This is a genomic window from Actinomadura sp. NBRC 104425 (assembly GCF_030269545.1).
Classification (GTDB): Bacteria; Actinomycetota; Actinomycetes; order Streptosporangiales; family Streptosporangiaceae; genus Spirillospora; species Spirillospora keratinilytica.
Window position 1 is genome coordinate 195,221 of the sequence record NZ_BSTN01000004.1, and the last position, 13,801, is coordinate 209,021.

The 13,801-nt window shown below is 71.6% G+C and carries 12 protein-coding genes; 7 read left to right on the forward strand and 5 right to left on the reverse strand.

The window, feature by feature from the left end; all coding sequences use genetic code 11:
• Position 1: 1 nt before the first annotated feature.
• Positions 2 to 1,174 (reverse strand): serine/threonine-protein kinase, encoded by a 1,173-nt coding sequence (locus tag QSK22_RS08730; RefSeq protein WP_285493506.1) that lies wholly within the window; start codon positions 1,172 to 1,174, stop codon positions 2 to 4.
• A gap of 664 nt (positions 1,175 to 1,838) precedes the next feature.
• Here QSK22_RS08730 and QSK22_RS08735 point away from each other — a divergent pair.
• From QSK22_RS08735 to QSK22_RS08745, 3 genes are all read left to right on the forward strand, one after another.
• Positions 1,839 to 3,464 carry an AMP-binding protein gene (locus tag QSK22_RS08735; RefSeq protein WP_285493507.1) on the forward strand — a complete coding sequence of 542 codons (1,626 nt, stop codon included), beginning with the start codon at positions 1,839 to 1,841 and terminating at the stop codon, positions 3,462 to 3,464.
• 83 nt (positions 3,465 to 3,547) lie between these two features.
• Positions 3,548 to 4,450: a sulfotransferase domain-containing protein gene (locus tag QSK22_RS08740; protein WP_285493508.1), complete on the forward strand. Its 903-nt coding sequence runs from the start codon at positions 3,548 to 3,550 to the stop codon at positions 4,448 to 4,450.
• A gap of 71 nt (positions 4,451 to 4,521) precedes the next feature.
• Positions 4,522 to 5,235, forward strand: a complete 714-nt coding sequence (locus tag QSK22_RS08745) for a sulfotransferase family protein (protein WP_285493509.1) — start codon at positions 4,522 to 4,524, stop codon at positions 5,233 to 5,235.
• A 22-nt stretch (positions 5,236 to 5,257) separates the two neighbouring features.
• On the opposite strand, the gene QSK22_RS08750 is transcribed toward QSK22_RS08745, so the two are convergent.
• On the reverse strand, positions 5,258 to 6,103 hold the full coding sequence (locus QSK22_RS08750) for a hypothetical protein (RefSeq protein WP_285493510.1): 846 nt from the start codon (positions 6,101 to 6,103) through the stop codon (positions 5,258 to 5,260).
• A gap of 131 nt (positions 6,104 to 6,234) precedes the next feature.
• Entirely contained in the window at positions 6,235 to 6,501 is a 267-nt protein-coding gene (locus QSK22_RS08755) for a hypothetical protein (protein WP_285493511.1), read from the reverse strand.
• A gap of 186 nt (positions 6,502 to 6,687) precedes the next feature.
• On the opposite strand from QSK22_RS08755, the gene gdhA reads away from it, so the two are divergent.
• Both gdhA and QSK22_RS08765 read left to right on the forward strand, forming a co-directional pair.
• The gene (gdhA, locus tag QSK22_RS08760) at positions 6,688 to 8,064 is read left to right on the forward strand and encodes an NADP-specific glutamate dehydrogenase (protein ID WP_285493512.1); all 1,377 of its coding nucleotides are present in this window, start codon (positions 6,688 to 6,690) and stop codon (positions 8,062 to 8,064) included.
• Positions 8,065 to 8,454: 390 nt separating this feature from the next.
• Positions 8,455 to 9,036, forward strand: coding sequence for a TMEM165/GDT1 family protein (locus QSK22_RS08765; protein WP_285493513.1), 582 nt, complete (start codon positions 8,455 to 8,457; stop codon positions 9,034 to 9,036).
• Positions 9,037 to 9,054: 18 nt separating this feature from the next.
• Here QSK22_RS08765 and QSK22_RS08770 read toward each other — a convergent pair whose 3' ends face one another.
• On the reverse strand, positions 9,055 to 10,638 hold the full coding sequence (locus QSK22_RS08770; protein WP_285493514.1) for an adenylate/guanylate cyclase domain-containing protein: 1,584 nt from the start codon (positions 10,636 to 10,638) through the stop codon (positions 9,055 to 9,057).
• An 875-nt stretch (positions 10,639 to 11,513) separates the two neighbouring features.
• Positions 11,514 to 12,785 (reverse strand): cytochrome P450 family protein, encoded by a 1,272-nt coding sequence (locus QSK22_RS08775; protein ID WP_285493515.1) that lies wholly within the window; start codon positions 12,783 to 12,785, stop codon positions 11,514 to 11,516.
• Positions 12,786 to 13,129: 344 nt separating this feature from the next.
• Between QSK22_RS08775 and QSK22_RS08780 the strand changes: the two genes are divergently transcribed.
• Both QSK22_RS08780 and QSK22_RS08785 read left to right on the forward strand, forming a co-directional pair.
• Positions 13,130 to 13,513, forward strand: a complete 384-nt coding sequence (locus QSK22_RS08780; RefSeq protein WP_285493516.1) for a DurN family substrate-assisted peptide maturase — start codon at positions 13,130 to 13,132, stop codon at positions 13,511 to 13,513.
• Between the two features lie 36 nt (positions 13,514 to 13,549).
• Positions 13,550 to 13,789 (forward strand): cinnamycin family lantibiotic, encoded by a 240-nt coding sequence (locus QSK22_RS08785; protein WP_285493517.1) that lies wholly within the window; start codon positions 13,550 to 13,552, stop codon positions 13,787 to 13,789.
• Positions 13,790 to 13,801 lie beyond the last annotated feature (12 nt).

A 13,801-nucleotide genomic window follows, 5' to 3' on the forward strand; every position in this document is an offset into this window, starting at 1 on the left:
TCTACCCGCCCCCGTGTGCTCTGCGCCGCAAGATCACGATGGCGAACACGCCGACCGCCAGGAGGAGCGCCTCAACGGTGATCAGGCCGTCGTAGTCGGGCGAGTTGTTCACCGCGAAGACAGTGATGGCCACGCCGACGAGCAGCTGGAGCAGCGTCCCGGCGAGGAACACGCCCATGGGCAGCGGTCGGGGAGAGCCCGGCGGCACGGCGTTCGTGCGGTCCGCGAGCCGTGCGGTGGCGGGTACAGGCACGGCGGGCGGTTGCGCCCCGTGCGCAGGCGCCCCGAACGGCGGTGCGGGCGGCCCGACCGCGGCGGCGGGCGGACGGTAGGTGGAGGGCGGAGGCACGTGCGGCCGCGGCGCGGGCGCCTCGCCGAGCAGTTCGGCCAGCACCTGCGACATCGTCGGCCGCCGCTCGGGCACCTTGTCCAGGCAGGCCGCCAGCAGGTCGCGCCGGTGCGGCGGCATCGCCGACAGGTCCGGGGCGGCGTTCAGGATGCGGTTGAAGACGGCCGGGATGGCGTCGGAGCCGAACACGGGGGCGCCGGTCGCGGCGAAGGTCAGCGTGACCGCCCACGAGAACACGTCGGACGGCGGCCCGACCTCCTGCCCCGCCACCTGCTCGGGCGACATGTACGCGGGGGTGCCGACGATCCCGCTGGACAGGGTGGTGGTGGAGGTCACCGCACGGGCGATCCCGAAGTCGATGACCCGAGGCCCGTCGGTGGCCAGCAGGACATTGGACGGCTTGAAGTCGCGGTGCACGATGCCCGCCCGGTGGATGCCGTTCAGCGCGGCGGCCGTGCCGATGGCCAGCCGTTCCAGGCTGCCGTGGTCGCGCGGCCCGGCGCGGCGGACCAGGTCGCTGAGCGACTCTCCCTCGACGTACTCGCTGACGATGTAGGGGCGGTCGTCTTCGACGCCGGCCGCGAGGACCCGGGCCGTGCAGTACGGCTCGACCCGGCGCGCGATGGAGCTCTCCCGCAGGAACAGATGGCGGGCGCGGTCGTCCCCGGCCAGCCGGGCGTGCAGCACCTTGACCGCCACCCGCGTCCCCGCGGTGTCCTCTCCCAGATAGACCGCGCCCTGTCCGCCCTCGCCGAGCAGCGCCAGCAGCCGGTACGGGCCGACCGTCCGTGGATCACCCGCTCGCAGCTCCACAGGATTGACCACTCGCCCGATCATAGGTAGCGCCGGGGACGAAGTCCCACCCCCTTCGCGATAACGATTCGGCCGGTCGGATCGGCGCCCGGGTCGCGCACTTCCCGACCGGCCGAAGAATTCTTCCCAACGGCCCGCGGACCGCAGCGGATGATACGGGATGTGCAGGCCGGACAGGGGCCGCGAATTCGAGTCGTCCGCGATCATCTCGCTCGCTTCCGGCCGCCGCGGACCGCTCGCCCGGCGCGTCGAACTCCTGTGGTCGGAAAATCCGAATGATGGCAGGCCGAGCGGAATTGCCCCGGTCGTCCGGCGGGCACCGAGACTCGGGTGCCGGCTTCCTGCACTCGCTGCTCACCGCCACCTCGGCATGCGCCGTGGCGGGCGACGGGCGTTCGGCGCCCGTGACGGTCGCCGGCACCGACGTCGCGAACCTGACGCCGCCCGGGGTGCTGGGCCGCGGGCTGTCGTTCGCGCACCGGGGACATCGCCTACCCCCGGCCGTGGCGCGAAAGACGCGTGCGGCGGCCGCCTGCGGCAGGCTGTCTCCGCATCCGGTCATGATCTTGGCGGCAGGGGTTGACGACCGCATCTCTCATTCCGCAGAGTCATTGTTCATGTACTGTTGGTGAGCGAATGGTGGCCGTCTGGTCGCCTGGCTCATCGGGGGGACGCTATGAGCCGTGTGACCGGGTTGCCGTCCGCCATGCCTCCGGCGGCGGGCCGCTTCTACCGCCAGGGGTGGTGGCGGTGCGAGAGCTTCACCGACGATCTGCACGCCCGTGCCCGTCAGACGCCCGCCGCGGTCGCCTACGTGAACGTGCGGGTGCTGCGGGGCGCCACCGAAACGGCGGCGGTCACCTTCGGCGAGCTGGCCGACCGGGTGGAGCGGCTGGCGGCGGTGCTGCGGCGCCTGGGCGTGCGGCCCGGTGATCTGGTGGCGCTCCGGACGCCCAACCAGTGGGAGGCCGCGGCGCTGTGGCTGGCGTGCGGCCGCGTCGGGGCGGTGACCATGTCGCTGTCGCCCTGGGCGGGCCCCCGGGAGGCGGAGATCGCCTTCACCGGCATCCCGATCCGCCTGCAGGTCACCGGGGACGCGTCCGCGCCGGCCGCCGCGGGCCTCGCCCCCCGCACGGTCCACCTGCGGGAACTGCTGGACAGCGCGCGGTCCGCCGAACCGCCGGCCATCGCGCAGCGGCCGCAGGCGTCGCCCGACGCCCCGCGGCACGTCGCGCTCACATCGGGCACGACCGGCCGCCCCAAAGCGGTGGTGCACTCCTGCAACACCCTGTACGCGTCGCTGCGTGCGGCCGCCGGGTTCCTGCCGCCTCGACCGGTCCTGACCAGCGCCGCGGGGATGACCCATGCGTCGGGACTGAAATACCTGGCGTTGATGCCGCTGGTCACCGGGGGACGGGCGGTGCTGCTCGCCGCCGATGACCTCCACGGCCCCGACCAGTGGCTCGACCTCGTGCCCCACCACGGGGTGAGCTGCCTGGTGGGTCTTCCGGCCCTCCTGGGGCGGATGGCCGCCGCCCAGCGCCGACGCGAACGCGACCTGTCCGGCCTGCGGCGCGTCGTCAGCCTCGGCGCGCCCCTCCCCTCCCCGACGGCGGCCGGCATACGCGCCCAGCTGTGCACCGGCCTGGTCAACGTGTTCGGGATGACCGAAGGCGGCCCCCTGTGCGCGACCGCTCCGGACGACCCGTCCGAGCCCGCCGAACCGGGCCTGGGCCGGCCCGTCGGAGGCACACAGGTCGAGATCCGTCGCGCGGACGCCTCCGGAGCGGGCGGCCTGAACGTGCGCGGCCCGAGCGTGTGCCTCGGCGTCCTCGATGTCCGGTCCGGCCGGGCGGCGTGGACCCCGGACCGCGACGACGGCTGGTACGACACCGGCGACCTGGTGCGAAGCGACGAGCACGGGCGGCTGCACTACGTGTCGCGCGCCTGCGACCGGGTCGGCTGGGGCCCCATGATCCCGACCGCCGAGATCGAGAGCGTGCTGCTCGGCCACCCCGCCGTCGCCGACGTCGCCGTGATCGGGGTGCCCGACCGGCAGGGGCACGAGGCCGCCTGCGCCGTCGTCGTCCCGCGCAGCGCCCGGCCCACCCTCGACGAGCTGTGCGCGTTCCTGCGCCGGCGGCGCATGGGCGACAAGGACCTGCCCGCCCGCCTGGCCGTCGTCCCGGCGCTGCCCCGCACCGCGCTGGGAAAGATCAGCAAGGCGGAGCTCCGCCGCCAGGTCATCGACGGCGCCCTGCCGACCGAAGGGTACGACGCGCTCCGGCACCGCCTGGAATGACCCGGCGCACGGCGGCACAACCCCCCACGGATCGATCACACATGGCTGTCCACCGGGACGGCGGGCAGCATTGCGGGGGATAGGTGGACACGACGACCCAGAACCAGGAACGACCGGCGCACCGGCTGCGGCTCCTCGACGACGTGCCGCCACCGGCACCGCCGCCGCCGATACCGCCCGGATGGCGGACGGGACCGCCCGACTTCGTCGGGGTCGGCACGATGAAATCCGGCACGACATGGTGGTGGTCGGTGCTGACCACCCATCCCGCGATCGCCTCACCGCGCGCCGCACAGGCGGCCGACACCGACCCCCGAGCGCTGCACGGAGCGAAAGAGGTGCACTTCTTCGACCACTACGGCCGCGTCGAAGAAGTGGACCCGGCGGAATACCACCGCTACTTCCCCCGCCCGCCCGGTGCGATCGCCGGGGAGTGGACACCCCGGTACATGTACGACTTCTGGACGCCGCCGATGCTGCGAGCGGCCGCTCCGCAGGCCCGGCTGCTGGTGCTGCTGCGTGATCCGCTGGCGCGCCTGGCGTCGGCCCTGGGATTCCACCGGGCCCTGGAACCCGGACATTCACCCGCGGCCGTCATGGAACACCAGTTCCACAGGGCCCTCTACTGGCAGCAGCTGCGGATGCTGATGAACAGCTTCGACCGCGACCAGATCCTGGTCCTGCAGTACGAACGGTGCGTCGCCGAACCGGAACGCCAGGCCCGGCGCACCTTCGAATTCATCGGCATCGACCCGGACATGTGGCGTCCGGTCCGCCCCTTCGACCGGCAGGTGGGGCGGTCGTCCCCGAAACCCGTCGTCGACGAGGCCACCCGCGCGGCCTTCTGCCAGGCCATCGCGCCGGACATCGGCCGCCTGCTGCGCGAGTTCCCCGACATCGACCCCGCGCTGTGGCCGAGCGTCGACCCGTCGTCGCCCGGATTCGGCGCGGAGGCCCACGACGTCCCGGCCGCACCCGACGGCTGAACCCGCCGACCCCGAGAACCGTACGTCATCGCCAGGCCCGCGGCGGCCCGGCGTCGTCACAGGAGTTCGGAATGCTGGAGATCATCGGGGCCGGTTTCGGCCGGACCGGCAGCTATTCGCTGAAAGAGGCGCTGACGCGCCTGGGATACGGCCCCTGCCACCATATGACGTCACTGGGGGAGGATGCGGAACTGCTGCGGCGGTGGGAAGCCGTGGTGGACGGGAAGCCGATCCCGTGGGACGAGGTGCTCGCCGGTTACCGGGCCGCACTGGACTGGCCGGTCTGCGCGTACTGGAGGGAACTCGTCGCGGCCTATCCGCACGCGAAGGTCATCCTGACCGTGCGCCCTCCGGATTGCTGGTATGCCAGCATGTCCCGGACCCTTTACCGGTCATCCCGTCCGGCGCCGCCGACCCCCGAGGGATTGCTGATGCGGCTGGAGGATCTGCTGGACTCCGGCCTGCGGCGGCGCCGGCGGATATCGCGTGAGGTGATCTGGAAAGGGACGTTCGGCGGCCGGTTCGCCGACCGCGAGCACGCGATCGAGGTGTTCGACCGGCACAACGCCGAAGTGCGGGCCCACGTTCCCGCCGACCGGCTCCTCGTCTTCGACACGGCGCAAGGCTGGGAGCCGCTCTGCGATTTCCTGGGCGTTCCGGTGCCTGCCGAGGATTTCCCCCACCTCAACCGGGCCGCGGCCTTCCAGGACGGCCTGGCCCGGCGCCGCCGGCGGATTCTGACCGGACGGGCCATGGTCGGGGCCCACGGGGACGCCGTTCGCTGACCGCCCCGTTATCCGCGGGCGTTCAGATGTTCTCGCGGTGCCTGCGCAGAATCCGCGGATGGTGGCCTTCGGCGAGGATCTCAAGACGCCTGGGCCAGCGGTAGGGGGCCGACATGCGTCCGGGCCCCCGGAAGTACAACACGGTGCAGCCCGCCTTGCCCTGATGGGGGTTGAAGCCGCCCCCGTCCGCGGCCAGCCCGGCACATTCCGCGACGGTATCCCAGACCAGGCCGAGGACGCGTTCGTCGGGCTCGGCGACGCGGAAACCCAGGTGCGTCTGATGGTGGCGGGAACGCTCGTCCTCGGCGATGCGGACACCGGCCGCAGCGGAATACGACGGCAGCAGGAACAGTTCCATGGACCGATCCGCCGACGTCTTCACGTGCGTTATCACGACCGGCAGACGCTCTCGCGGAACCCTGTAACGCTTCGCCAGATGACTGCGGACCACCGTGCTGGGAACGGTCGGCGCCGCCGTCAGCCCGCGCTGCTCCAGTTCCGCCAATGCCGTGTCGATGCGTCCGGGAAAGACCAGCAGGGCCCCATGGTCGAACCGAGTGTGCCGGGCGAGTGATTCCGCCGCGTCGCCGTGCGCGGCCGGCGGCAGAACGGCCCGCAGCGCGCTTTCCGTCGTATGGGCGGCGATGAACCCTCCCATCGCCTCCAGGCGCCCCCAGTCAGCGGGGGCCAGACCGTCCATCTCCTGCCGGGACGGCGCCAGAGCCGTGCACGGAGCCGGGACATCGTCCACCACGACGGCACCTGGGCGCGACGGCCGCGGACCGGCGGCCGCCGCTCGTCCGTACCGGTCTGCGGTGTCACTGTGGAATTCGCCCGTTATGCACATGGCGTCGGCGCGTTCGGTCACCTTCGACAAGGTACTCGAAGAATGACGCCGCGTAGTTAATCGGTTTCTCATCATGAGGACACCCAATAACGCCACGCCCCTGGGGTTGGCGTTACCGTGAACGCTCCGCGCCGCCGGCCACGGCCCCATCCTCACGTGGGCCAGGCGCGGGGCAGGGTGTCCAGGCCGAGGACACGGCCGGCATCTGGGGCGATGACGGAGACCGCCCGGCTGAAGTGGGACGCGGCGTCCTGGTGGGCGGCGGCGATGTCCTCGTACCCGGTCAGCACCCAGAACCCGTGCCCGGCCCCGCTGCGGAACGCCGGGCACCGCTCACGCAGCCCGTCCGGCATCACGCAGGCGGGTGCCCGCCGAACGGGCGCGCCGAACGGGTCGAAGTCGATCCGGGGATGACTCATCGGCGCTCTCCTCTGCGCCGCCGTGTCCGCCGCTCGACAGCGCCCGGCGCGGGCCTCGGCGGCGCGGGTGACGAATCACCCGGGGGACTTGCACCGAAACGGTCCTCGTGACCGTATCCTCCCTAACGGTGCGTGACTAGACACGATCGTCCGACAGTTCGCCCCGAATGCTTGAAGGAGCCACGCATGCCTGTGCCTTCCGGGAGGTCCGCCACGTCCGCCACCGAGACCCTGCTGAGCGCAGCGTACGACCGGATCCTGCGCCGCAACCCCGGCGAACCGGAGTTCCACCAGGCGGTGAAGGAGGTCCTGGAGACCCTCGCGCCGGTGCTGGAACGGCGTCCGGAGCTGATCGACGCCAAGATCATCGAGCGGATCACCGAGCCGGAACGCCAGATCATCTTCCGGGTGCCGTGGCAGGACGACAAGGGCGAGATCCATGTCAACCGCGGCTTCCGGGTCGAGTTCAACAGCGCGCTCGGCCCCTACAAGGGCGGGCTGCGGTTCCACCCGACGGTCAACCTCGGCGTCATCAAGTTCCTCGGCTTCGAGCAGATCTTCAAGAACGCGCTCACCGGGCTGAACATCGGCGGCGGCAAGGGCGGCAGCGACTTCGACCCGCACGGCCGCTCGGACGACGAGGTGATGCGGTTCTGCCAGTCGTTCATGACCGAGCTGCACCGCCACCTCGGCGAGCACACCGACGTCCCGGCCGGTGACATCGGCGTCGGCGCCCGCGAGATCGGTTACCTGTACGGGCAGTACCGGCGGCTGGTCAACCGCTGGGAAGCCGGCGTCCTCACCGGCAAGGGCATCGGCTGGGGCGGCTCGGCGGGCCGTCCCGAGGCCACCGGGTACGGCAGCGTGCTGTTCACCGCCGAGATGCTCAAGCTGCGCGGCGAGGACCTTGAAGGCCAGCAGGTCGTGGTGTCGGGCTCCGGCAACGTCTCGATCTACACGGTGGAGAAGGCGCAGGCGATGGGCGCCAACGTCGTCACCGTCTCCGACTCCGACGGCTACGTCGTCGACGAGAAGGGCATCGACCTCGCCCTGCTCAAGGAGGTCAAGCTGGTCCGGCGGGGCCGGGTCGGCGACTACGCCGAGCTGCGCGGCCCGTCCGCCCGCTACGTGCCGGGCGGCAAGGTGTGGGAGGTGCCCGCCGACATCGCCTTCCCATCGGCCACCGAGAACGAGCTGGACGCCGACGACGCGGCCACCCTCATCCGCAACGGCGTCAAGGCCGTCTCGGAGGGCGCGAACATGCCGACCACGCCGGACGCGGTGCGCCTGTTTCAGCAGGCGGGCGTGGCGTTCGGGCCCGGAAAGGCCGCCAACGCGGGCGGCGTCGCGGTCAGCGGGCTGGAGATGGCGCAGAATGCGGCCCGCGAGAGCTGGACGTTCGACAGGGTCGAGGCCGAGCTGACCCGCATCATGAAGGCCATCCACGACAAGTGCCGCGAGACCGCCGAGCGGTACGGCTCCCCGGGCGACTACGTCAAGGGCGCTAACATCGCGGGCTTCGAACGCGTCTGCGACGCCATCCTCGCCCAGGGGCTCATCTGACCGGACCGACCAGGGCGGCGCTGCTCACGGCGCCCGCCGGGGCGTCCCGAACGGGCGGTCATCCGCCCGCTGACCGCCCCGGCGCGGCGGCGCCGCCCACCACCGGCGGCCGTGCCGGATAGGGCACGGCCGTCCGCCCTGTAGACTCACCTGTCGGCGAAGGGGAGTAGTCCTGCGACATCGCTGGTCGACATACTGGACATCCCAGGATGTCCCGGCCAGCGAGCCACCGCGTGACACGTGGGGCGGACGAGACCTTCGGCAAGGCATGACAAGCCCGTACCACCGTGCGGGCCGTACCGTCGTGCCGGGCCGAGTGGTTCGTCCGTCGCCTCCCAGGGGCGTCGCCGAAGTGCGCGGCCCGGCCCCAAGGGAAGGCGCCCCCTGAGCATGACATTCGATCCCCTGGCGTTCATCACCGCCTTCGGACTCATCTTTCTCGCCGAACTCCCCGACAAGACGATGTTCGCCTCGCTGGCCATGGGCACCCGCATGCGCCCGCTGCACGTCTGGTTCGGCACCTCCACCGCGTTCATCGTGCACGTCGCCATCGCGGTGGGCGCCGGAAGCCTCCTCGGCCTGCTGCCGACCATGGCCGTCAAGCTCGTCTCGGCGGCGCTGTTCGCGTTCGGCGCCGTCGCGCTGCTCCGCTCCGATGACGGTGCCGAGGACGACGACCGCGCGGGCGGCAGGATCACCCGTTTCTGGCCCGCCTACGCCACCGCCTTCACGGCCGTCTTCGTCAGCGAATGGGGCGACCTGACGCAGATCACCACCGCCAACCTCGCCTCCACCAACCCGTGGCTGCCCACCGCGATCGGCTCGGCCGCCGCCCTGATGTCGGTGTCGGCCCTGGCGCTGCTCGCGGGCCGGTTCATCGCCGCGAAGGTCCCGCTGAAGACCGTCCAGCGCATCGGCGGCCTGTGCATGGCGGGCCTGGCGGTCTGGACCCTCGTCGAGGCGTTCGGCTGACCCCCGGGACGCGTCCCCTCATCCCTGCGCCTGCGGTCCGGGGCCGGACACGCCGCGAGCCGGACGGGGAGCGGCCAGGCGGGTCGGCAGCAGCCGTCCCCGGACGACCACCTCGCCCGCGCCCTCCCACCGGGAAGCCTCGTCCGGCCCGGCGGCGTCCAGCGCGGTCCCGGACGCCAGCACCCGGCCCGGGGTCTTCTTGGCCAGCTCGGTGAGCCGCGCGGCCTCGTTCACCGGGTCGCCGATGACGGTGTACTCGAACCGCTTCTCCGCGCCGATGTGCCCGGCCACGGCGGGCCCGGCCGACACGCCGACGGCCGCCGTGACCTGCGGCACCTCGGCGGCCAGCCGACCCGCCAGCTCGCGCGCGGCGGCCAGGGCGCGCCCGGTCGCGTCCGGCAGGTCCAGCGGCGCACCGAAGACCGCCAGCGCCGCGTCCCCCTCGAACTTGTTGATCCAGCCGCCGTGCCGGTTGACGACCTCGACGACCACCGCGAAGAACTCGTTGAGCAGCGCGACGACCTCCCCGGGCGGGCGGGTCGCCGCCAGCCGGGTGGACCCGACCAGGTCCACGAAGAGCACCGCCACGTCGCGGACCTCCCCGCCCAGCGTCACACCGCGCTCCAGGGCCAGCCGCGCCACGTCCTCGCCGACCTGCCAGCCGAACAGGTCCCGCAGCCGCCGGCGCTCGCGCAGCCCGGCCACCATCTGGTTGAACCCGGCCTGCAGCCGCCCGATCTCGCTGCCGTCGTAGACGGGCACCTCGGTCAGCAGGTCCTCCCGCTCCACCTTGGCCATCGCCAGCCGGACCGAACCGATCGGGTCGGACATCGCGCGGGCCGCCAGGTAGGTGACGGCGAGGCCGACGGCCAGCGCGGTACCGCCCAGCGCGAGCATCGTCCAGCCGAGCTGGCGGTTCGACACGTCCGCGACGGTCAGCGACGCCACGCTGACGAACACGATCCCCAGCACCGGCACCGCCGTGCCCAGGCCCCAGGCGAGCACCGACCGGGTGACGACCCCTGGCACGCGCGACCCGGCCGGGACGCGGGTGGTCAGCGCGAGCGCGGCCGCCGGCCGGAACAGCCGCTCGGACACCAGATAAACGATCATGCAGGTGGCCAGCCCGCCGAGCAGCACGGTCAGGCCGAGCTTGAGCGCCATGAGCGGCGAGAACACCAGGTTGACCCCCGCCCACCCGACGGCCGCGACGCCCCACAGCACCCCGTGCACCTTCATGAGCAGCAGCGGCGCGCGCAGCACCAGCCGCTGCTCGGCCTCGGTGAGCGGCCGGTCGGTGCGGAACAGCCGCCGCATCGGCCGGAACACCCGCAGCCCCACGACCACGCCCACGGCGATCGCGGTGGTGGTGTAACCGAAGAACAGGGCGACGTTGGCGCGCTGGAGCGCCTGGTGGCCGCGGACCTCCACGGGGTCCGGCAGCACGACCGTCGCCAGCACGAGCACCACCAGCGAGCCCACCGCGTTCGCCAGCACCGCGCTGACGCTCACCAACCGCCGGATCCGCCGCTCGACGACAACGCGCGGCGCGTGCGGCGGCCCATCGATGAACCGCGCCAGCCTTTGCCCTATCTGCTCCATACGCCGGGACTGTACGCATGTGCCCCCGGCCACCACGCTCCGGTACCGCCGAATACCATCCCCGTCCTCATCGCATGTGGAAGACACAGGACCGGGCCCGTGGGCGAACCGAGAGGAGAACACCACACGGCCATGGCGGCACCAGTCGGTAGCGACCGGCAGCCCGCCGCCGCGAGAGGCTCGGACTGCCGGACTGCCGGGCCGCCGCAGTCGAGCAGGGCGAGAGCGGACCGGCCGGCCGTGTGGCGCGACGGCCAGGGGCCGCCGCGCCACTGTGCGGTTCGCGTGTGCCGAGGTCGGCCGCGCTGCGGAAGGCTTCCGGGCGCCCGGTCGCGTGCAGCCGCCGGGGGAGGAGATGACCCGGTCGTCCGGATCACGCCGCACCGGAGAAAGAAGGAGATAACGGAGCGGCAGCCATGACACCCGACGGCTCAGCGCCGATGCGGCGACGCCGACCGGGAACACGCCTCCATGGCCAGATGACGCTGACTCCGCCGTCGGGAGAACCGTCCACTGAAGGACACCCTGGCCGGTGGCTGATCACGGATGTCCGCGGGAAGGCGCGTGCGGCCGGAGAACGCGCGTCCTGCATCCCCGAGCCACCGGGGCCATGCGGGCACGCCCTGCCGGTGGTGGACGCCGAGAAACCGTCACGGCTGTGGCCCCACGGATTCATGACGTCCACGCTTCCGATGTGCCTGGCGCTGATGCGGCGGCAGCGGGCGGGGATGCATCCGCATGGTCAGGTGACGCTGTCTCCGCCGTCGGGAGAATCCTCCGCTGAGGAGACCCCGGCGCACCCTGGGCGGTGGCCGAATCAAGGATGTCGGCGGGGATGTGCGTGCGGCCGGAGGCGGTCGCCGGCCGTTCGGCTCTCAGGGCGCGGGGGAGAGGCGGACGGGAAGGGCGGACAGCCGCCAGGCGCCGGGCATGGGTATGCGCTCCAGGTCCTCCGGAGGGACCGCCAGGCACAGGTCCGGATAGCGGTCAAAGAGCGCGCCGAAGGCGACCTCGGCCTCCTGACGGGCGAGGGCCGCACCGAGGCAGTAGTGCAGGCCGTGGCCGAAACCGAGGTGGGTCTCCCGCCGGCCGTCCGGCTGCCTGGTGATGTCGAGCCGGTGCGGGTCGTCGAAGCGGCGTGGGTCGAAGTTGGCCGAGACGAGGCTGGCCATCACCGGCGACCCCTTGCGCAGCTTCCTGCCGCCGATCTCGACGTCCTCGGCGGCGTACCGGAACCGGGCGCCCTGGACCGGCCCGCACCAGCGCATCAGCTCGTGCACGGCGCGCGGCAGCAGCGCGGCCGGGTCGCTGCGCAGCAGTTCCAGCTGGTCGGGATGGGTGAGCAGCGCCACCGTGCCGTTGCCGATCAGGTGGGCGGTGGTCTCGTGCCCGGCCAGCACGATGGTCAGCACCATGGTGATCAGCTCGAACTCGCTGAGCACGGCGCCGTCCTCGTCGTGGACGCCGATCAGCGCGGTCAGCAGGTCGTCGGCGGGCTCCTCCCGGCGGCGTGCGACGAGCTCCCCGACATGGTCGACGATGCCGCGGATCGCCGCGGTGAAGTGCCGTGTCTCGTGCGATCTCATCAGTGCGCGGCTCCACCCGAGCCACCGCCCGCGATCCTCCTCGGGGATGCCGACCAGCTCGCAGATCACCGTGATCGGCAGCGGATAGGCGAAGTGTTCGAGGAGATCGACCGTCCCGTCCCGCGGGGACACCGCCTCGGGGAGCCGCTCGAGCAGCTCCCCGGTGATCTCCCTGACGCGGGGCAGCAGCGCGGCGACGCGGCGCGCGGTGAACGCGCGCGAGACGAGCCGGCGGAGCCTGAGGTGCTCGTCGCCGTCGGCGTCCAGCACGCTCCGCAGCAGGTACGGCGCGTACTCGTCGTCGATGCCCATCTTCCGGAAGATCTCCGTGCGCTGGTCCTGGATCCGCATGCCGGGCACGTTGCCCGGATTGTTGACGAACCTGCGGTCGCTCAGCACCAGCCGGACGTCCTCGTAGCGCGTGACGATCCACAGGGACGACCCCCGGTCGCCGTAGACGACCTGCGCCATCGGAGACCGCTCGCGCAGCCGCGAGTAGCCGTGGAACGGATCGCGCAGCAGTTCGGGATCCATCAGGTCGACGGTGACGGGGCCAGTCATCCCGATCCCTCCGCAAAGGCCGGAATATGTGGGGACATTGCGAGCTTTCCTTTCCCGCGGTGCGGGGAAGTCCCAGAAGATTGCAGCACCGATCGATCCGGCCGGCAAGTCGGCCTCGATTGTCCGTTCTGTCGATATTGTCGCATATCAACTATCTCTCGATAGTGATCTACGATCTTTTGACCTTTTCTTGGATGCATCGAGAGCAACTTCTTGCTTGACTCTAGTGCGGCGGCAAGATTGCCAGACATAGCCTTTTCCTGTTCGTTGACAGTGCGAATCAAGTCCGCGGTGCCCGGCTCCGGAAGCCGCGGAGTCGGAGCCGCCCGACGAGGGGAAGCTGAATGGGACGACTCAAGGGCACCGGGCCGAAACCGCCGAGCGACCTGACCACTCACCGGGCCATCGAAACGGTCCGCCAGATCCAGCATCTGATGCTGCTGTGCTCGCTGCTGCCGCCGGACGGCAAAATGCAGGAAGTGCTCCGGCTCGCTCTCTCGCTCCACGAGGAACCGCTGCTGGCGCGGGTCACGCCGGTGACGGACCTGCACCCCCAGGCCACCAAGGAATGGCTCGAATCCTTCTGGATTCGGGACGGAATCTCCGCCGAGGAAGAGGAGCTGATCGCCTGGCAGAACGACAAACCCAACATGGACGCCGCCATAGCCGAGATCAAGAATGCCGAACGGCAGCTCGGCATTCGGCTGGCGACTGAACTGGTCGAGTAGCCCGGCAGGGTTCACCACAGCAAAGGAGAAAGGCTGATGTCACCGAGCACCGTACTGCGCCACGCCGCCGCGGACGCCGAGGTCCGCGCCGAGGTCCTGGCGACCCCCGAGGCGTTCGGGGTGTCCGCCGGCGCCGTCCCCGCGTCCGTGGAGCCGCTGGACGAGGAGACCCTCGGCTTCTGGACCGAGGGCGTGGCCGCCGTCGAGGTCTACGCCTGCGCCACGAGCTGCAGCGCGGGTCCGTTCACGATCGTCTGCGACGGCGGCACCAAGTAGCCCCGCCGAAGT

What these genes read in the sequence shown, in the direction of transcription:
- QSK22_RS08765 (WP_285493513.1), top strand. Translation starts at nt 8,455, where the DNA reads ATGACATTCGATCCCCTGGCGTTCATCACCGCCTTCGGACTCATCTTT.
- QSK22_RS08745 (WP_285493509.1), top strand. Translation starts at nt 4,522, where the DNA reads ATGCTGGAGATCATCGGGGCCGGTTTCGGCCGGACCGGCAGCTATTCG.
- QSK22_RS08785 (WP_285493517.1), top strand. Translation starts at nt 13,550, where the DNA reads ATGTCACCGAGCACCGTACTGCGCCACGCCGCCGCGGACGCCGAGGTC.
- QSK22_RS08780 (WP_285493516.1), top strand. Translation starts at nt 13,130, where the DNA reads ATGGGACGACTCAAGGGCACCGGGCCGAAACCGCCGAGCGACCTGACC.
- gdhA (WP_285493512.1), top strand. Translation starts at nt 6,688, where the DNA reads ATGCCTGTGCCTTCCGGGAGGTCCGCCACGTCCGCCACCGAGACCCTG.
- QSK22_RS08755 (WP_285493511.1), bottom strand. Translation starts at nt 6,501, where the DNA reads ATGAGTCATCCCCGGATCGACTTCGACCCGTTCGGCGCGCCCGTTCGG.
- QSK22_RS08770 (WP_285493514.1), bottom strand. Translation starts at nt 10,638, where the DNA reads ATGGAGCAGATAGGGCAAAGGCTGGCGCGGTTCATCGATGGGCCGCCG.
- QSK22_RS08775 (WP_285493515.1), bottom strand. Translation starts at nt 12,785, where the DNA reads ATGACTGGCCCCGTCACCGTCGACCTGATGGATCCCGAACTGCTGCGC.
- QSK22_RS08735 (WP_285493507.1), top strand. Translation starts at nt 1,839, where the DNA reads ATGAGCCGTGTGACCGGGTTGCCGTCCGCCATGCCTCCGGCGGCGGGC.